We start from the raw sequence: 19,247 nt of genomic DNA, 5'->3' as shown, positions 1-19,247 counted from the left end.
ATGGTAGAAGAATAGAAAAGGCTTTCAGTCTTTTCTATTTAAAAGATATTGTGAATAAACAAACAAATGGAGGTAGGAAGAATGGCGAATAGAATGATTTTGAATGAAACATCGTATTTTGGAAAAGGAGCGATCGAGAACGTACCGACAGAATTCAAGGCACGAGGGTTCAAAAAAGCGGCAGTGATCACCGACAAAGATTTGGTAAAATTTGAAGTTGCGACCAAAGTGACGAAATTATTGGATGAAGCAGGTATCGACTATACGTTATATGATGGGATCGTGCCCAACCCAACGATCCAAAATGTCAAAGACGGCTTAGCGTTTGTCAAAGAAGCCCAAGCCGATTGTATCATTGCGATTGGCGGTGGTTCACCGATCGATACGGCAAAAGCGATCGCAATCATTGCTACGAATCCTGAATTCTCAGATGTGATTAGTTTGGAAGGCGTGGCAGACACGAAACATCCATGCTTGCCGATTTTAGCGGTACCGACAACTTCTGGAACTGCAGCCGAAGTAACGATCAACTATGTGATTACAGATGAAGAAAATCATCGGAAATTTGTTTGTGTAGATCCTCACGATATTCCTCTAGTAGCCTTTGTGGACAGCGATATGATGATGGGGATGCCGAAGAGCTTGGCAGCCGCAACGGGAATGGATGCCATGACCCACGCCATCGAAGGCTTCATCACTAAAGGCGCTTGGGAAATGACTGATATGCTGCACATCAAAGCAATCGAGATCATCGGCCGCTCATTGAGAGATTCCGTGAAGGGCGATCAAGCAGGACGAGAAGCAATGGCGCTAGGACAATACATTGCTGGTATGGGCTTTTCAAACGTCGGCTTGGGCTTAGTCCACGGCATGGCACATCCATTGTCCGCTTGGTACAACATTCCTCACGGAGTAGCGTGCGCGTCCTTGTTGCCAACCATCATGAAATACAACAAAGACTTTACGGGAGAAAAATATCGTGAGATCGCGATCGTTTTAGGCATTGAAGGGGCAGAAACGATGTCACTTGAAGACGTCCGAGATGCTGCTTGCCAAGCCATCGATCAGTTAAGCAAAGATGTGGGCATTCCAGCGACCATTTCTGAATTAGGCGTCAAAGAAGAAGATATCCCAGCCATCGCCAAAGATGCCTTGAACGATGTCTGCACACCAGGCAACCCGCGGGATACGACTTTAGAAGAGATTATTGAGCTTTATCGTTCGTTGATGTAAAAAGCTCAAATCGTTCCTTTCAATGAGCGTGGTTATTTCGCTTGCTGCACAAGCCGTTTAAACCTGGATTGCTCTTTAACGGCGTTTGAAGGGTTTCGATAAACGGCGTTTTCCTTCTCGTTTCATGGGAACTAGCAGCTTTTCTTATTCCAACAGTTGAATAAGGAACATTGACGATAACACTGATTTTGTTACAGCCATTTTGAAAAATGGCTGTTTTTTTTGTCCATAACGTTGTATTGTAATTCTTATTATTGATCGTCTTTGTCCCATGAAGGGGACAAAGAATGGTAGAACGCTTACATTTCCTAGTGCTATGATAAGTGTGTAGAAAGGAGAACGGTTACATGACTGTTATGGAACAACGAAAGAGAAAAATCATCCATATTCTTTCCAATACGAGAGAATTTGTCACAGCCGATGAACTATCCGCAGCGCTTCGACTTTCTACAAAGTCGATTTATCGCATCGTAAAAGCGATCAATGAGGATGCCGCGATTGACTATGTGATTCTCTCAGAAAAAGGGAAAGGCTACCGCTTAAGTTTCCATCATCAAGAAAAGCCCCAGAGTCAGAAAGCGGAAATGCCGAATGCGCTGACACCAGTGGAACGCCGTAACAAGGTGATGGAGGAGCTATTGCTTATTTCACCCAAAAGAAAGAATATTTTTTCCCTGTATCAGCCTTTTTATGTAAGTGAAACGGTCATCAACAGTGATGAGAAATTAATTTCTGAAGCTTTGCAGCGTTTTGAGCTGACGGTTTCCCGCAAAAATAAAATGATCGGGGTGAACGGTGCAGAAAAAAATATCCGTCGTGCATTGCAGGAGTATATCCAACAAACCCGCAACATCCGCATGGATGATCTGCATGTGACGAATGAGGCGTTCAACCGTTATGATGCGGAGTTTGTTTTGCGACAGCTGAATTTGATTGAAAATCACCTAGGATTAGTAATACCACATCCTTATAACATTAATCTTTTTTCTCACCTGTATATCTTATTGCGACGGTTTCGCAAAGTAGGGAATTCGTTTAACGAGGATATTTTAGATGAGAAAGAGAAACAGCAAATGCAAGAAAACCCAGAGTTAGCCACCATCGCCAAGGAGATCATTGGCAATAGCGAAGAGTACTTGCATACGAAATTACCAGAAAACGAAGGCTATTATATGTATCAATACCTTGTCTCCTCACGGATGCAAAAGGCCACGGATGAATTAGAGGATCTGTCAGAACAAGTAAAACTGATTTCCAATGCATTTATAGAAAAAATGAGCACTCAGCTGCAGCGCTCATTTGAAGACGAGGAGTTATTCGGTAAATTGGCTCGCCATATCAAACCAATGATCAATCGGTTGCGACATGGCATCGAAGTCAAAAACAATCTTTTGGAGCAAATCAAATTAGAATACACAGATTTGTTTTTTGCTACCGAAGAGACTGCAAGAGAAATCTGCCAAGTGTACGATTTGCCAGCGCTCACAGAAGATGAAATCGGCTTTGTCACCCTTTACTTTGCTCAAGCGATCGAAGAACATCCTCAACAACTCAAGGTTATGATCGTCTGTACTACGGGAATCGGGACCTCCGAATTATTAAAAGTAAAAGTGCATAAGAAATTTCGTGAGTTGGCAATCACCGCTGTCCTACCTTCTCGTGATGTGGAAGCGGCTTTAAAGCAACACCCGGATACGGAGATGATCATCTCAACCGTTCAATTAACGATCGATAGTCCGATTCCGGTCGTGATCGTGAGCGCCATGCTGACGATGGAAGACCAAAAACGCCTTGAAGCGATGATTGGGAGGGTGAGAAATGACTAAATTCCCTTTGTCCCTTACGTTAGTTTCAACAGAAGCAGGAGAGACGAAAGTCGATGTTTTAAGGAAGATTGCAGCTGTTAGTCAAACAATCGGGCTGACGGAGAGCAAAACCCTGCTATTTGAAGCACTGCAAGCCCGAGAAGCGAGCGGCAATACGATGATTGCTGAAGATTTTGCGCTACCACACATTGAAAGTGCTGTGGTGAAAAAAAGTGGAATCGTCCTAGTCAGAGGTGAAAAAGTCCTTTGGCAGGGAACGCTGCAAGCAAAAACAATTTTTGCGATCCTGATGAAGACTGACGAAACAACCGCGGTGAAACAGGCAGTCATCCGCTTAATGAAATGTTTCGCCTATGAAGAAAATCTGCAATTCATTGCAGAAAAATCAAAAGAAGAAATCGAAGCCTTCCTTCTCAACCAACGCGGCTGATAGGAATGAATGATCAATTCAGTAAGGCAAGAGGTACTCAACTAGAGGAGGAAAACGAATGGATATTTCAACAGTAATTGATCCAAAAATAATCAAAACCAACATGGAGGCAGCTTCTAAAGAAGAAGCCCTGCAGCAATTGAGTCAGCTTTTATATACCAATGAGTACTTGACGGATCAGGCAGCATTTTTAAAAGATGTCTATGAGCGGGAAGCAGTTGGTCAAACAGGGATTGGTAATTACATTGCCATTCCTCATGGAAAAAGTGCTCATGTGAAGGAGATCGGCGTAGCAATCGGGGTTTTAAAAGAAGAGATCCCTTGGGAAACGTTGGATGGCAAGGGAGTGAAAGGAATTATCTTATTCGCCGTCGGTGATGACACGGAAGGGGCGCAAAAGCATTTGAAATTGCTCTCTTTGTTCGCTCGGAAATTAGGAAATGACGAGGTGACGGCTGCCTTGTTGAAAGCAAAAGAGCCGCAGCAAGTGATTGAAGCATTTCAAGGATAACAGAAAATTTAAGGAGGAATTATTTATGAAAATCGTCGGAGTATGTGCATGTACAGTAGGGATCGCTCACACTTATATTGCTCAAGAAAAGTTAGAAAATGCGGCTAAAAAGGCAGGTTACGAGATCCATGTGGAAACACAAGGAACGATCGGCCGTGAAAATGAATTGTCACCTGAAGCGATTGCGGCTGCAGATGTCGTGATTTTAGCAGTTGACGTCAAAGTAGCAGGACGTGAACGATTTGAAGGGAAACGAATCATTCAAGTGCCGACCGAAGTTGCCATCAAGTCCCCAAGCAAATTGTTGGAAAAAGCCAAAGAGGTCGTCCAACAGCAGGCGGTCTAAGCAAACCGAAGGAGGAAGGAAACTATGGAAAAAATCAAAGCATTGAATTTAAAAGGACATTTGTTGACAGCCATCTCCTATTTGATTCCGATTGTCTGCGGTGCCGGATTCTTGATTGCCATTGGCATGGCTTTCGGCGGCACCAGCCAGGGACAACTAGTGCCAGGTGAATTTACGATTTGGGATGCTTTAGCTACGATGGGAGGCGCAGGACTCGGGTTGCTTCCAGTGGTCATTGCGACAGGAATTTCTTATGCGATTGCCGAAAAACCGGGGATCGCGCCAGGGTTTATTATTGGTTTGACAGCCAATGCCATTGGTGCAGGTTTTATTGGGGGAATTTTGGGCGGCTACTTAGCTGGATATCTAGTAATTGCTATTTTCCGATTTATTAAAGTACCAAATTGGGCGAAAGGCTTGATGCCGACATTGATCATTCCCTTTTTGACCTCTTTGATCGGTGGTCTGATCATGGTCTATATTATCGGTACACCGATCACTGCCTTTACGAACTTACTGACGAACGCACTAAATAGCTTAGGCTCCTCTTCATTATTGGTTTTTGGTGCCGTCATCGGCTTGTTGAGCGGCGTTGATTATGGTGGACCAATCAATAAAACGGTCTTTGCTTTTGTTCTGACGATGCAAGCAGAAGGAATCAATGGACCGATCACTGCACTGCAATTAGTCAATACTGCAACACCGATCGGCTTTGGTTTAGCATTCTTTATTGCAAAACTGTTCGGCAAAAACATCTATACGCCTGTAGAAGTGGAAACGTTAAAATCTGCCGTACCAATGGGTGTGATCAATATCGTTGAAGGGGTGATCCCAATCGTTATGAACGATATCGTCCGAGGGCTGATCGCAACAGCTATTGGCGGCGCTGCTGGCGGAGCTGTTTCAATGGTCTTAGGAGCAGATGCAACTGTACCGTTTGGTGGTGTGCTGATGCTGCCGACCATGACTCGTCCATGGGCTGGGGCAGTAGCTTTGCTGGTAAATATAGTAGTGACTGGGATCACCTTGGCTTTGATTAAGAAAAATGTCACTGAAGAACAAGTAGCCGTACAAGCAGAAGTGGAAGAAGAAGAAATCGATTTAGATGATATTCAAATTTTCTAAAAAAGCGATTCAATTGGAAGAAGAATCGTTCCTCTCAGTACAAGACTGATTGAGGAGAAAGGATAAGTCTATGAACAAAGTTGAATTTTCACCGTCATTGATGACGATGGATCTAGATAAATTTAAAGAACAAATCACTTTTTTGAATGACCAAGTGGACTCCTATCATATTGATATTATGGATGGTCATTACGTACCCAATATTTCCCTATCCCCATGGTTTATTCAAGAGGTCCGCAAAATCAGTACGTTGCCTCTGTCCGCTCATTTGATGGTCACTGAACCTGTTTTTTGGGTGCAGCAGCTGATCGATATCAACTGTGAATGGATCTGTATGCACGCTGAGGTTTTGGATGGATTAGCATTTCGTCTGATCGATCAAATCCATGATGCTGGATTAAAAGCCGGGATCGTTTTAAATCCTGAAACGCCAGTATCGGTCATTTTGCCTTATATCGATCTATTGGATAAAGTCACGATCATGACGGTTGATCCAGGGTTTGCTGGCCAACGCTTTATTGAAGGGGCGTTAGATAAAATTGTTGAATTGCGGGAATTACGGGAAGAATATGACTATCACTATGTCATTGAAATGGACGGTTCCTCCAATCGGAAATCCTTCAAACGGATCGATGAAGCCAATCCAGACATCTATATTGTCGGACGCAGTGGATTGTTTGGTTTAGATGACGACATTGCCAAAGCATGGTCGATCATGGTCGCAGATTATCAAGAAATGACTGGAAAAGTTTTGAGCAGCTGAGCAAAGCCGAAAGCAAAAGAACCGGACGACCAAAGTTAGGACTGTTAAAAAGAGGAGCATTCGTTACCTATTAGCCAGTAAACTTTGGACGTCCGGTTCTTTTTTATTGTGAAAAGGCAGTGAATAGAAACATGCTGGCTGAAGAAAGTGAAGGAGGCAATTTAATTGAAAAAACTATTTGATAAAATCGATCAATTAGGAGTGAACACCCTTCGTACATTAAGTATCGAAGCTGTACAAAAAGCCAATTCAGGACATCCGGGATTACCGATGGGGGCAGCACCCATGGCCTATGCCTTGTGGACGAAACACTTGAAAGTCAATCCAACGACTTCTCGCAACTGGGTGGATCGTGACCGCTTTGTTTTGTCTGCTGGACATGGTTCGGCACTATTGTACAGCTTGTTGCACGTGTCTGGTTACGATGTGACCATTGAGGATCTAAAAAACTTCCGTCAATGGGATAGCCGCACGCCAGGACATCCAGAAGTCGATCACACAGACGGCGTGGAAGCAACCACTGGACCTTTAGGACAAGGGATCGCTATGGCAGTCGGTATGGCGATGGCCGAAGCCCACTTGGCTGCAACCTACAATCGCGACAAGTATCAAGTCATTGATCACTATACCTATGCCTTATGTGGCGATGGGGACTTGATGGAAGGTGTTTCGCAAGAAGCTGCATCCATGGCGGGTCACATGAAATTAGACAAACTGATCGTCTTGTACGATTCAAATGACATCTCCCTAGATGGCCCAACTTCAAAAGCCTTTACAGAAAATGTCGGTGCGCGTTTTGAGGCGTATGGCTGGCAACACATTCTCGTTGAAGACGGCAATGATTTAGAAGCGATCTCGAAAGCGATCGACGAAGCAAAAGTTGAAAGCGACAAACCAACCTTGATCGAAATCAAGACTGTGATCGGATACGGTGCACCAAATCAAGGCACCTCTGCCGTCCATGGTGCGCCGATCGGTGCCGAAGGCATTTCAGCAGCCAAAGCGATTTATGGCTGGGAATACCCAGAATTTACTGTACCTGACGAAGTTGCTGCGCGCTTCAAAGAAACCATGATCGATGAAGGGAAAAAAGCTGAAGAAGCTTGGAACGAAACTTTCCATGCCTATGAAGCAGCCTATCCAGAACTTGCGGCGCAATTCAAACAAGCCTTTGTAGGTGAATTGCCAGCAGATTGGGATGCAGCATTACCAAGCTACGAAGTTGGCAGCTCACAAGCTAGTCGGGTATCCAGCAAAGAGATGATCCAAGCGTTGTCCAAAGCCGTACCTAGCTTATGGGGCGGATCGGCTGACCTTTCTGGTTCCAACAACACGATGGTAGCAGCAGAAAAAGACTTTGAACCTGGCCAATACGAAGGCCGCAACATTTGGTTTGGTGTCCGAGAATTTGCGATGGCGGCAGCGATGAACGGGATCCAATTGCATGGCGGTACGCGAATCTATGGTGGAACCTTCTTCGTCTTCGTTGATTACTTGCGTCCAGCGGTGCGCTTGTCTGCGATCCAGCATGCGCCTGTGATCTATGTCTTGACGCATGACTCCGTGGCGGTTGGAGAAGATGGACCGACCCACGAGCCAATCGAGCAATTAGCTAGCGTCCGTTGCATGCCAAATGTCCAAGTGATTCGTCCAGCAGACGGCAATGAAACCCGTGCTGCTTGGAGACTGGCCATGACAACAACCGATAAGCCAACGGTCTTAGTCTTAAGTCGACAAAACCTACCAGTGATCGAAGGCACGCAAACCGGTGCGGATGAAAATGTCGCAAAAGGTGGCTATGTGATTTCAAAACAAGCCGGTGAAACACCAGCGGGTATTTTGATCGCCACAGGTTCTGAAGTGAATCTTGCGGTCCAAGCACAAGCTAAATTGGCAGAAGAAGGCATCGACGTATCGGTGGTCTCCTTACCAAGCTTTGATCTGTTTGAAGTCCAAAGCTCAGAATACAAAGAAAGTGTCTTGCCAAAAGCAGTGAAGAAACGGGTAGCGATCGAAGCGGCTTCCCCATTTGGTTGGGAACGTTACACTGGCTGCCATGGAAAAGTGATCGCGATCGATCATTTCGGTGCATCAGCACCTGGTGACAAAGTCTTAGCGGAATTCGGCTTCAGTGTTGAGAATGTCGTGAATACCTTCAACTCACTATAATCAAAAAACGGGCGATCTTTAGAGGGAACACTCCTTTGAAGATCGCCTGTTTTTGTTTACTAAAGACGCATGGCTAAATCTGCGCTTAATTTTTCTCTATTGTTAAAAGGAGCCATGAAATCATCTCTCGATAGCACTCATCAGCGCTCGCATTTGGTGTCCGATCAAAGTCATGCTGATCTAAGTCGAGCCAAAGTGTTTTGGCATGGGGGACTTGTGCAGCGAAAGCTTCGGATGCGCTAAAGGGAACATCTGGATCTTTTTTGCAATGAACGACAAAGCAAGGAGGAAAGTCTTGGTAAGCGGCAGCAGGAATCGCCAAGGCTGCTAGCTGTTCCCGATTCCCTAAATAACGCTGCCAGTTGCCATATTGACGGGCGGAAAGGTACAAAGGGAATCGTTTTTCTAACGTGCCGTGGGTGATGGGTTGGCTTTCGATCATGGCTTCAGCGGTGAGTGGTGGGACTTTCGGAAATTGTGTGTAAAAGCGTGCCGGCTGCAAAAATTCTTTACAAAACAACTCTTGGTAACCGTAAAATCGGATCAAGCCCTTTTGCTCCGAGTGCTTTGTGCGTGCGGTCAGTAAGGTCGCTAAAAAACCGCCGGCGGAGCGACCGAACAAAACGTACTCATTTGTACCAACGCCGCTGAAGTGCCAGCCTTCTGTCAAAAACCACTCCACTGCCTTTTTTGCATGAAGGTAGATATCGTGTAGCGCTACTTCGGGAGCCAGTGGATAGTCGAACAGGTAAAGGCTAACACCGGCAGCCAGCAATTGGTGGACATAATCCTGCGGAAGGTCTTCCCGCTGACCATAGAGGAAGCCACCACCATGAAAATACAAAAGGCTGATCCGAGGCTGCGCTGCTTTTAGGATCGTCACTTCTAACGGCAAAGTGGCGTAGGTGTCAAATTGGATTTTTTCTGTTTGCGCAAAGGCATTTTTAGGATAAACCATTGTTTTCTTCCTTTCTCTTCTTCGATAGTATAAGGAAGAGTATAGGAGAAGGAAGCGGTTTAAAAAACAGCGTTATGACTAAAAATAGAAACGGTTTTGTCGAAAGTGAACAATGATGTCCTTCAGTAACACGCTTACAATAACCGTATAAATTAAAGGAGGCAGAACAATGGAGTTGAAAAAAGAAGTAGCGGCAATGATCGATGCACTATCTCAGATTGGGAGTGATCCAACTGGAGGAATGACTAGACTGCTTTATACCGATTCATGGAAAGAAGCGCAATCATTTGTAGAAAAACAATTAAAAGAAACTGGCTTAACGACGTCCTATGATGCAGTCGGCAATCTCTTCGGCAGAATGGAAGGCAGCCAGTATCCAGAAGAAACGATTCTTTCAGGGTCACATATCGATACCGTCGTTAACGGTGGCACATTAGACGGTCAATACGGGGTCGTTGCTGCTGCTTTAGCGATCAAGTATTTAAAAGAGACCTATGGGCAACCTTTACGCTCATTGGAAGTCATCTCAATGGCAGAAGAAGAAGGCAGTCGTTTTCCAACCGTTTTTTGGGGAAGTAAAAACTTTGTCGGAGAGGCCAAAAAAGCCGATGTTGAAGCGATCGCAGATTTTGAAGGCAATCGCTTCGTGGCAGAGATGCAACGCCAAGGCTTTGATTTTCGCGACCCACAAGAACCGGTTCGATCAGACATCAAAGCCTTCGTGGAAATCCATATCGAACAAGGCAGTGTTTTAGAAAAAGAAAATTTGCAGATCGGTGTCGTCAATAGTATCGCTGGTCAAAAGCGCTACACCTTTGTCTTAAAAGGACAAGCCAATCATGCAGGAACCACACCGATGGGCTATCGCCAAGATGCTGTGTATGGTTTTGCCAAAATGTGTGCCGCAGTGATCGACCGTGGCTTAGAGCTTGGGGATCCATTAGTAGTGACATTCGGTAAAGTTGAGCCAAAACCGAATACGGTCAACGTGGTTCCTGGTGAAGTGTTGTTTACGATGGATTGTCGCCATACTGATGGGCAGCTATTGGATGCCTTTACTGCTGAAGCAGAACAGATCATTCAAATGATCGCCCAAGAGCATGACTTGACAGTGGAGATGGATCTATGGATGGATGAACGCCCAGTGCCGATGGACGATACGATCGTTGCCACGGTGGAACACGCGGTGAAGCAAACTGGCAAACGCTACAAAGTCATGCATAGTGGGGCGGGGCATGATTCCCAAATCATTGCACCACATTTTCCAACTGCGATGCTGTTTGTACCAAGTATTGATGGGATTAGCCACAACCCAGCCGAAGCAACGACTATCGAAGATTTAGTAGCTGGGGTTGAAGTTTTAGCAGCTTCCCTTTACGAGCTAGCATACAAAGAATAGAAAGCAGGGACACACATGGGATATAAAAATAATAATACGGGCTATTTAGATGGATTGCTGCAATCACGTGCAGTCATTAGAAAAAATAATTTTGCGATCTTGCCGCATGACGGGTTAGTGAATAATGTCATTCCAGGATTCGAAAACTGTGAATGTTCGATACTCGGCACACCAAAATTAGGGGCGTCTTTTGTCGATTACATCATTTCATTCAAAAAAGATGGCGCCAACCAATTGGGCTTCGGCGGTCCAGAGATCGAGAGTTTCTTGTATGTCATCTCGGGCAAACTGGAAGTAAGTGATGGCAAAGAAACCCATACATTGACGGACGGAGGCTATATCTATCTGCCTGCTGGAGAAAAACTGTATATGAAAAATCTCCAAGAAGAAGCGACAGAAGTGTTCTTGTATAAGAAGCGTTACCAACCGTTAGAAAATCACCAATCCTACAAAGTAGTGGGGAATCTTTCAGAGTTGACACCGATCCAATACGAAGGGATGGCAGACGTCTTGCTTTGGGATTTCTTACCGAAAGAGTTGGGCTTTGACATGAATATTCATATCCTTTCCTTTGAACCAGGGGCAAGTCATGGCTACATTGAGACCCACTATCAAGAACACGGGGCGTACTTACTGTCAGGTAAAGGGATGTATAACTTAGACAATGAGTGGTTCCCGGTGGAAAAAGGCGACTACATTTTCATGAGTGCCTATGTACAGCAAGCGGCCTATGGTGTTGGTCGTGACGAACCATTGACCTATATTTATTCCAAAGATTGCAACCGCGATCCGGAAATTTAAAGGAGTTTAGAAGATGGAAGAGACGGTTATTGTACAGTCACAAGAGTTACAGCAATTGATCCAAAAAAAATTAGCGGCTGCTGGTTTGTCTGAAGCGCACGCAGCCATCGTTGCAGAGCATTTGGTCTTTGCCGATGCCAGCGGGATCCACTCTCATGGGGCTGTACGGGTAGACTATTACGCAGAGCGGATCGCTAAAGGTGGAATGAATCGCACTCCACAGATCACGTTTGAAGAGACTGGGCCGAGCAGCGGGATCGTTCACGGTCAAAATGGCGCAGGGCAGGTCGTTGTATTAGAAGCGACAAAGCATGCCATTGAGATGGCTAAACGTTCTGGGATCGCGGCAGTTGGTGTACGGAAAACGAGTCATAGTGGGGCGCTATCCTATTATGTCAAAAAAGCTGCAGAAGCTGACTTGATTGCATTATCTATGTGCCAATCAGATTCAATGGTGGTTCCTTTTGGCGGCAAAGAAAATTATTTTGGTACCAATCCAATCGCATTTGCCGCACCACGAAAACAGGGGGCACCGGTGGTCTTTGATATGGCAACGACGGTCCAAGCGTGGGGCAAAATATTAGACGCTCGCTCCAAAAATAAAGAGATTCCTGCAACATGGGCCGTTGATGCCCATGGCAAGCCAACAACGAATCCGCATCATGTTCATGGGTTATTGCCAATCTCAGGACCAAAAGGCTTTGGGTTGATGATGATGGTGGATATCTTGTCTGGAATGCTCCTAGGGCTGCCTTTTGGCAAGCATGTTTCCTCTATGTACAACGATCTGACGAAAGGTCGCGACTTAGGGCAGTTTATTTTGCTGATCGATCCGCAACGCTTCACAGATTTAGACACATTTAAAGAGTCGGTGGAAACGATGATCGAAGAGCTGCACGCCATACCGGCTGCTGAACAGTTCCAGCAAGTCTATTATCCAGGCGAGATCAATCAACTAACCTATGAAAAATATATGGCAGAAGGCATTCCTATCGAAAAGAACATTTATCGCTATCTCATTAGCGACACGGTTCATTTTGACCAGTATTCTGGGTCAGATGCCTTTGCACAGACAGGAACAGGAGAGTGAGGAGACCCATGTTACACACTATTATTCAAAAAAACAATTACCAGGATTCCATTGTTTTAATGCTTTTGACCAATCGTTTACTGACGATCGATGGGATCAACAACGCTTCGGTCATGATGGGTACACCTGCCAATAAGGATATCTTTAAGACGGGTGGTCTTTATACCGAGGAGATGAGCAATGCGACCTCCAACGATATGGTGCTCGTTTTAGACATTGAAGAGGAAGAAATCATCGAAACAGTCATGTCAGAAATCGATGCCTTCTTATCGGACCAAAGCAATAGCGCAGGGGAAGAAACCCAAAGCGTCAAAACTTGGGAAAAAGCCTTAGATCTTGGAAAAGATGCGAAGGTCGCTGTCTTATCGATTCCTGGTACTATGGCAGCACCAGAAATTGAAACCGCATTAGCAGCGGGCAAACATGTTTTTTGTTTCAGTGATAATGTTTCATTGGAAGAGGAAGTTCGGCTAAAGAAAATGGCTCATGAACAAGGACTTCTTTTAATGGGACCAGATTGTGGCACAGGGATTCTCAATGGGATACCAGTAGCCTTCACGAATGCCGTCCGTAAAGGGAAAATCGGTGTTGTCGGCGCTTCGGGTACGGGCATCCAAGAAGTCACCACCATCATTCATAAATTGGGTGCCGGTGTGACACAAGCTATCGGAACCGGTGGACGAGATCTCAAAGAAGCCGTCGGTGGGATCACCATGAAAGACAGCATTCTTGCCTTGGAACATGACCCTGATACGGAGGTGATCGTGGTGATCTCCAAGCCACCTGCACCACGTGTCCGCGATGAAGTATTGGCATTATTAAGAAGAGGAACAAAACCTGCAGTCACGATTTTTCTGGGGGAAGAGCCAACGGACCACGAAGAAAATCTTTACCGAGCTTACACGCTGGAAGAAGCGGCTCAATTAGCCGTGCAGCTGCTACGTCAAGAACAGATTGGATTAGAGCCAGTAAAAGAGGAAACGGCAGCTGCCGCTTTTGGACCTGAACAGCAAAAAATCAAAGCTTACTATTCTGGCGGAACATTGGCGTACGAAGCAGCGATGCTGGTCAAAGCAGGATTAAATCTAGAACAAGAAGATGCCCATCAGGAAGGGTACATCTTAAAAGCAGCTGGCCATGAGATCATCGATTTAGGTGATGACATCTATACGCAAGGCAAGCCCCATCCGATGATCGACCCAACAAAGCGGATCGAACTGTTGAAACAAGCGGGAGAAGATCCTGAAACGGCAGTGATTTTGTTAGATATCGTTTTAGGGTACGGCTCTCATCAAGATATGGCGAGTGAATTGGCACCGACCATCAAATCGTTGAAGGAAGCAGCACAAGCAGTTGGCCGAGAGTTAGCGGTGATCGCTACGATCGTCGGAACTGATTTAGACCCCCAAGACAGTAACGAGCAAGCAGAGATTTTAACCGCAGCTGGCGTGATTTTGTGTCAAAGCAATGCCCAAGCAGTCAAACAAGCTTTAGCATTACTCGGTCACCCTTTTTCACCAATTAATCGTAAGCTGTTGCCAAAAGCAGTGACAACTGCCGATGTGTTGCCAGAGCCATCTGAAAAGAGCCGCGAATTGTTGGCGAATGACGCGTTCATCAATGTAGGGTTGCGTAGCTTTGCGGAAGCGATCCAGGCGCATCACGGTCAAGTCGTTCAATATGACTGGCAGCCAATTGCTGGTGGGAACGTAACGTTACAAAAAGCCTTACGTTTCTTAGCACAAGTGTCACTATCAGAGTAGGAGGAAGTTATCGTGTACGAAACTATTGAAGAAGCAAACCAAGCCGTTATTGCCAAAATCGTTGCCGGTTCGCCTTTTTTGTTGGATGTCGTTCCAGCAGTCAGTGTCATTCCAGAATTAGGTGAAGGAAAAGTCCTATTGCATGCAGGACCACCGATCCGCTACGACCAGATGATCGATCCGATTCAAGGCGCTTGTGTTGGTGCGGGGCTTTTTGAAGGCTGGGGCGAAACGGAAGAAGAGGTACGCCATTTATTAGCATCTGGGGAAGTTCAACTGATTCCTTGTCACCACGTGCAAGCGGTTGGCCCAATGGGGGGCATCACCTCTGCCAATATGCCAGTGCTCGTGGTAGAAAACAAAACCGATGGCAACCGAGCGTATTGTACGATGAACGAAGGGATCGGGGCAGTTTTACGTTTTGGCGCCTATTCTCAAGAAGTCATTGATCGCTTGCATTGGATGAAAAATACGTTAGCACCAGTTTTAAGTGCTGCACTACAAACAAAACCCGATGGCTTGAACATCAATGTCTTAGTCGCAAAAGCAATCGCCATGGGGGATGAGTTCCATCAACGGAATATCGCTGCTTCGTTGGCGTTCTTAAAAGAAGTAGCACCAGCGATCGTTACTCTGGAAGGATTTGAAAAAGAAAAACCAGAAGTCATTCAGTTTCTAGCAGACACGGATCAGTTTTTCTTGAATATCATGATGGCTTCTTCAAAAGCGGTGCTTGATGGCGCCCGAACGATTGAAGAAGGAACGGTTGTGACAGCAATGTGTCGCAACGGGCATGAATTCGGTATCCGTATTTCTGGCATGGGGGACGAGTGGTTTACTGGTCCTGTCAATACACCAAAAGGGCTCTATTTCTCAGGATTCAGTGAAGAAGATGCCTCTCCAGATATGGGCGACAGTGCCATTACGGAAACCTTTGGTGTCGGGGGAATGGCAATGATTGCTGCCCCAGCTGTGACACGCTTCGTTGGTTCCGGCGGATTTCACGATGCGTTGAAAACCAGCAATGAGATGTTAGAGATCTCCATTGATACCAATCCGAATTTTCCCGTTCCTACATGGGACTTCAAAGGGATCTGTTTAGGGATCGATGCTCGTAAAGTCGTGGAAACAGGGATCTTACCGGTGATCAATACAGGGATCGCCAACAAACAAGCTGGACGGGGACAAATTGGTGCCGGGACAGTGACACCACCAATGGATTGCTTTGAAAAAGCTGTCTTGGCTTATGCGAAAAAATTAGGATTTGAAGAATAAATCAGGGACTGAAAACGTGAAAAAGGAGCAACCTAGCGATGATACAGGCAAAATGGATCGACCAAGCTTTATTTGAACCCACATTTATCAATGGCAACTGGATCGTTCACAGTGTGTTTCAGCATAGTTTCAATCTGCAAGATACTCGTCAGGATCAGCTGATCTGTGTCTCCAAACAAGCGGCTCGCGTGCCCAAAGGGATGATTTTAGCTGCCGACGATTATGCAGCGTTGGCGACAGGCTTAGTTGCTGGTACCGCTCTTTTGGTTCAGCAACGGGTGATCCATTTTCCGCATCATCGTCTGTCTTTTCAAAAGGCAGCCAAATTTACAACCATCTTTCCAGCTGGCACAGTCCCATTTGATCGAGAACTGTTTTGGTCAGCCCTCCAAAGCGTCACGGAAAAGACGGGAATTCGAGAAGCTGTTTCAGAAACCATCCGCAGCAATCATCCGTTTTACGACGCAATCGATCAGCTATGCACGCCTTCATTTAAAGAACAACGGCAAGCAGTCGCTTATTTAGTCGGACGGGGTGTCGGATTGACCCCCACAGGCGATGATATGCTAGTTGGTCATTTGCTTGCTCGCCGAGTGATGGGGCAAGAAGATACCCGCTTGGTGGCTTATCTACAAAGAAGGCTGTTGACAGTCAATGATTTGACGACTGACGTCAGTAAACATTATCTTCTGCATGCACTGACAGGCGCATTCAATCAATCGGCGTTATCCTTGACCAGGTGTACCGATTCAGCGGCTTTTTACCAAGTAATCAAAGAGATACTAGCGATCGGTCATACCTCGGGGGCTGACTTTTTGGCAGGGTTTGCTCGCAGTATCGATCAATTTCAAAACAATAGAAATGAGGAATTCATATGGCAAAACGAGTGGTCATCGCTCTAGGGGGCAATGCAATTTTAAAACCGAATCAATCAGCGACCGTTGAGACACAGCTTGCAAATATCCAGCTAAGTGCAGAACAGATCGCTAAAATCGAGAAGCTTGACCATCAAATCGTCGTGACGCACGGCAATGGACCGCAAGTCGGCAATATTTTACGACAAAATGAAGAAGCCAAAGAAGTCGTGCCGCCTTTTCCACTGGATGTCTGCAATGCAGAGTCACAAGGCTTTATCGGTTATTTAATGGAGCAAAGCATCAAAAATAAAATTGAGCAAGAAGAATTGACTAGCAATGTCGTGACCTTATTGACCCAAGTGGAAGTGGCAGCGGATGATCCCGCGTTTGAAAAGCCAACGAAGCCAATCGGCTTGTTCTACTCAGAAGAAGAAGCAAAAAAGATGGCTGAGGAAAAACATTGGGTGATGGAAGAAGATGCTGGACGTGGGTACCGTCGCGTCGTGCCATCTCCACAACCTGTGACGATCCACGGCGTGGAATCAATGGTTCATTTATTGAATCAAAATACCATCGTGATCGCTGGTGGCGGCGGAGGGATTCCAGTCGTAAAACAAGCGGAAGGCTTGAAAGGGATCGAAGCAGTCATCGATAAAGACCGAACCGGAAAGAAATTGGCAGAACAAGTGGATGCCGATGTATTTATGATGCTGACCGACGTCAACAACGTTTATATCAATTACGGAACACCGGAGCAAGAAAAATTAACGGGCTTATCCGTAAGTGAAGCGCAAGCATATTTTGATGCGGGGCATTTTGCAGAAGGTAGTATGGGGCCGAAAATGGAAGCGGCGATTGCGTTTGCCAAACAAGGAAAGACAGCAATCATCTGCTCATTGGAAGAAGCGGACTTAGCATTGTTAGGTGAAGCAGGCACAAGGATCGCTGGGTAACACCAGCGATCCAACTGCTTGATTCGCCTATTAGTCGCCTTCTTCGGACAGCTCAAGGGCTAAACGCAGATCCAGGCTGATGCTAGGATCATGCACGTTTTTTCCTAGTAGCTTTTGACACTGTTCGATGCGGTATTTGATCGTGTTGCGATGAACGAACAAGGCTTTGGCGGTGCGGGTGATCTCACATTGATAATCCAAGTAAGCTCGTAAGGTTTTGCGCAATTCGATGGTGGCATCTTCTTGCGGAAACGCCAATTCTTTAAGAATCGTACGGCAGAAATAATGGATATCTTCAGGACTCATTTTTTCAAATAGACTCCGCATTCCCCGTTGATGGTAGAAAGAGACGATGGACAAATCATGTTGGTTTCTTCGTTCTTCATAAGCAGTCTTTGCTTCGATGTAGGAGCTGGCTAAATCATTGATACTTTCACAGACACTCCCTGCCCCAAAGGCCATTCGAAATGGCAACCGATTGGTCAAAGCATTGGCGGTCTCGATCAAATGGTCTTCTAAGGCATCACACTTGTGCTGCACGAAAATCGCAAAGTGATTGCTGCCCTTTAAGCGAAAGAGACAAACATCTTTGATGCGATAAGGTAGTTGTTCACTAAACCACTGATAGACCAGGTCACTTTCTTCTTTTAAGTATTTGTCTTTGCCTTTGGTTTCTTTGGTTGGTTCACAGGCACCATAGATGACACGATAATGGCGGGCTTTGACCAACCCGTAAGTCTTTCCGAGGTCTAACCAATCCTTTTGTTCTTGCTTGGTGGATTGCTGGTATTCGATCATCCGTGTTAAAAAGTCACTTTTTAAATCTTCAAAAGATTCTTGCACTTTTTGGTTCTTGAAGAGCATAAACGACAAGACCAAGGCTGCTTGTTCCAGCGCAAAATCCGAGACAGGATAAGGAATCGCCTCAGGATTCAAAATGACTAAATAATGGGGGAAATAAGTGGAGGTTTCAATAGCATAATAAGAAATTTGTGACGTTTTTTCATGAAGATCTTTGATAGGGATCGCCCCGCTTTTTTCACCAGTAAAAACCCCTTTCGTTTGTCCTAATTGATGGATGTAGTACTCCGCGGGTTTTGACATGCGGGTGAAATGCTTGGAGTGGGCAATCACTTGTTTAAAAGGATTCAACAAAATGATCGGTGTATTGACCATTTGGCCAAAATCAGCGATAAAGCGAGCGATGCTGACATCCTTCATCAAGGAAGCAGAGAACCGTTTTTGAATGTCTAAGGCATAGCTCAGCTGCTCGGTTTTGGTGTTCCACAATAAATTCAAAAGCTGGTGCATCAAACGACCCAGCGGCATCGTGGCAGGTACTTCTACGATGGGGAAACCCAAGCTATCGGCGTAGGTGATCACTTCAGGATCGATGACATCTAAAAAACGACCGATCTTGATGCCTAATCCAGCGGCATTTTTGGCTACGAGAGAATCGATCAGCTCTAGAAGCGCTCCTTGATTATCTTTATAAACCATCGCCGTGCTTAAGATAAAGGTATGCTCAGGAATATAGTGGGCGATATCGGGGGTCTCGGTGATTTCGATACTGTCGACGGGAATTTCCGCAGTCAGGGGATCTGTCAATAAACGCAAATTGGAAAAGCGTGGTGTAGCAAGCAATTCAGCAACTAACTTCATAGAGAAACTCCTTTTGGAATTGAACAAAATAAACAAAAACATGTCCTTTTTTAGCTTTATTGTACAACAAACTTGGAAACGTTGAC

Annotated in this window: 17 protein-coding genes; 15 read left to right on the top strand and 2 right to left on the bottom strand. The window is 45.5% G+C overall.

The genetic code is table 11. The features are described 5' to 3' along the window. Positions 1-81 precede the first annotated feature (81 nt). From fucO to tkt, 8 genes are all read left to right on the top strand, one after another. The gene (fucO, locus tag ENLAB_RS04195; protein ID WP_244352787.1) at positions 82-1,233 is read left to right on the top strand and encodes a lactaldehyde reductase; all 1,152 of its coding nucleotides are present in this window, start codon (positions 82-84) and stop codon (positions 1,231-1,233) included. Between the two features lie 347 nt (positions 1,234-1,580). After that, positions 1,581-3,059: a BglG family transcription antiterminator gene (locus tag ENLAB_RS04190; RefSeq protein ID WP_244352786.1), complete on the top strand. Its 1,479-nt coding sequence runs from the start codon at positions 1,581-1,583 to the stop codon at positions 3,057-3,059. Next, the gene (locus ENLAB_RS04185; RefSeq protein WP_049321074.1) at positions 3,052-3,489 is read left to right on the top strand and encodes a PTS sugar transporter subunit IIA; all 438 of its coding nucleotides are present in this window, start codon (positions 3,052-3,054) and stop codon (positions 3,487-3,489) included. The genes ENLAB_RS04190 and ENLAB_RS04185 overlap by 8 nt, the downstream gene beginning before the upstream one ends. Positions 3,490-3,547: 58 nt before the next feature. After that, positions 3,548-4,000, top strand: coding sequence for a PTS sugar transporter subunit IIA (locus tag ENLAB_RS04180; RefSeq protein WP_074536500.1), 453 nt, complete (start codon positions 3,548-3,550; stop codon positions 3,998-4,000). Between the two features lie 25 nt (positions 4,001-4,025). Continuing rightward, a complete protein-coding gene (locus tag ENLAB_RS04175; RefSeq protein ID WP_008380953.1) occupies positions 4,026-4,346 on the top strand; it encodes a PTS fructose transporter subunit IIB in 321 nt (106 codons plus the stop codon). 24 nt (positions 4,347-4,370) lie between these two features. Next, positions 4,371-5,471, top strand: a complete 1,101-nt coding sequence (locus tag ENLAB_RS04170; protein ID WP_244352785.1) for a PTS fructose transporter subunit IIC — start codon at positions 4,371-4,373, stop codon at positions 5,469-5,471. Positions 5,472-5,541: 70 nt separating this feature from the next. Then, positions 5,542-6,234 carry a D-allulose 6-phosphate 3-epimerase gene (gene alsE / locus ENLAB_RS04165; RefSeq protein ID WP_244352784.1) on the top strand — a complete coding sequence of 231 codons (693 nt, stop codon included), beginning with the start codon at positions 5,542-5,544 and terminating at the stop codon, positions 6,232-6,234. Positions 6,235-6,399: 165 nt separating this feature from the next. Further along, a complete protein-coding gene (tkt, locus tag ENLAB_RS04160; RefSeq protein ID WP_244352783.1) occupies positions 6,400-8,403 on the top strand; it encodes a transketolase in 2,004 nt (667 codons plus the stop codon). Positions 8,404-8,488: 85 nt separating this feature from the next. Here tkt and ENLAB_RS04155 read toward each other — a convergent pair whose 3' ends face one another. Next, positions 8,489-9,361 carry an alpha/beta hydrolase gene (locus tag ENLAB_RS04155; RefSeq protein WP_244352782.1) on the bottom strand — a complete coding sequence of 291 codons (873 nt, stop codon included), beginning with the start codon at positions 9,359-9,361 and terminating at the stop codon, positions 8,489-8,491. A gap of 169 nt (positions 9,362-9,530) precedes the next feature. On the opposite strand from ENLAB_RS04155, the gene allC reads away from it, so the two are divergent. From allC to arcC, 7 genes are read left to right on the top strand one after another with little or no spacing between them, the layout of a single operon-like run. Next, on the top strand, positions 9,531-10,760 hold the full coding sequence (allC, locus tag ENLAB_RS04150; RefSeq protein ID WP_144770644.1) for an allantoate deiminase: 1,230 nt from the start codon (positions 9,531-9,533) through the stop codon (positions 10,758-10,760). A 15-nt stretch (positions 10,761-10,775) separates the two neighbouring features. Beyond that, positions 10,776-11,561 carry a (S)-ureidoglycine aminohydrolase gene (allE, locus tag ENLAB_RS04145; protein ID WP_081117457.1) on the top strand — a complete coding sequence of 262 codons (786 nt, stop codon included), beginning with the start codon at positions 10,776-10,778 and terminating at the stop codon, positions 11,559-11,561. A gap of 13 nt (positions 11,562-11,574) precedes the next feature. Further along, entirely contained in the window at positions 11,575-12,651 is a 1,077-nt protein-coding gene (allD, locus tag ENLAB_RS04140) for an ureidoglycolate dehydrogenase (RefSeq protein WP_086297686.1), read from the top strand. Positions 12,652-12,659: 8 nt separating this feature from the next. Then, positions 12,660-14,414: an acyl-CoA synthetase FdrA gene (gene fdrA / locus ENLAB_RS04135; protein ID WP_244352781.1), complete on the top strand. Its 1,755-nt coding sequence runs from the start codon at positions 12,660-12,662 to the stop codon at positions 14,412-14,414. Positions 14,415-14,426: 12 nt separating this feature from the next. After that, positions 14,427-15,689: a YlbE family protein gene (locus tag ENLAB_RS04130; protein ID WP_005234461.1), complete on the top strand. Its 1,263-nt coding sequence runs from the start codon at positions 14,427-14,429 to the stop codon at positions 15,687-15,689. A gap of 38 nt (positions 15,690-15,727) precedes the next feature. Further along, positions 15,728-16,591 (top strand): oxamate carbamoyltransferase subunit AllH family protein, encoded by an 864-nt coding sequence (locus tag ENLAB_RS04125; protein ID WP_244352780.1) that lies wholly within the window; start codon positions 15,728-15,730, stop codon positions 16,589-16,591. Then, entirely contained in the window at positions 16,564-17,499 is a 936-nt protein-coding gene (gene arcC, locus ENLAB_RS04120) for a carbamate kinase (RefSeq protein ID WP_244352779.1), read from the top strand. The genes ENLAB_RS04125 and arcC overlap by 28 nt, the downstream gene beginning before the upstream one ends. Before the next feature lie 30 nt (positions 17,500-17,529). On the opposite strand, the gene ENLAB_RS04115 is transcribed toward arcC, so the two are convergent. Further along, positions 17,530-19,161, bottom strand: coding sequence for a PucR family transcriptional regulator (locus ENLAB_RS04115; protein ID WP_244352775.1), 1,632 nt, complete (start codon positions 19,159-19,161; stop codon positions 17,530-17,532). Positions 19,162-19,247: the final 86 nt, after the last annotated feature.

It is taken from the genome of Enterococcus innesii (genome assembly GCF_022846515.1).
GTDB lineage: Bacteria > Bacillota > Bacilli > Lactobacillales > Enterococcaceae > Enterococcus_D > Enterococcus_D innesii.
The sequence above is the reverse complement of the archived record's forward strand: the minus strand, read 5'-3'. Positions and strand labels throughout refer to the sequence as shown.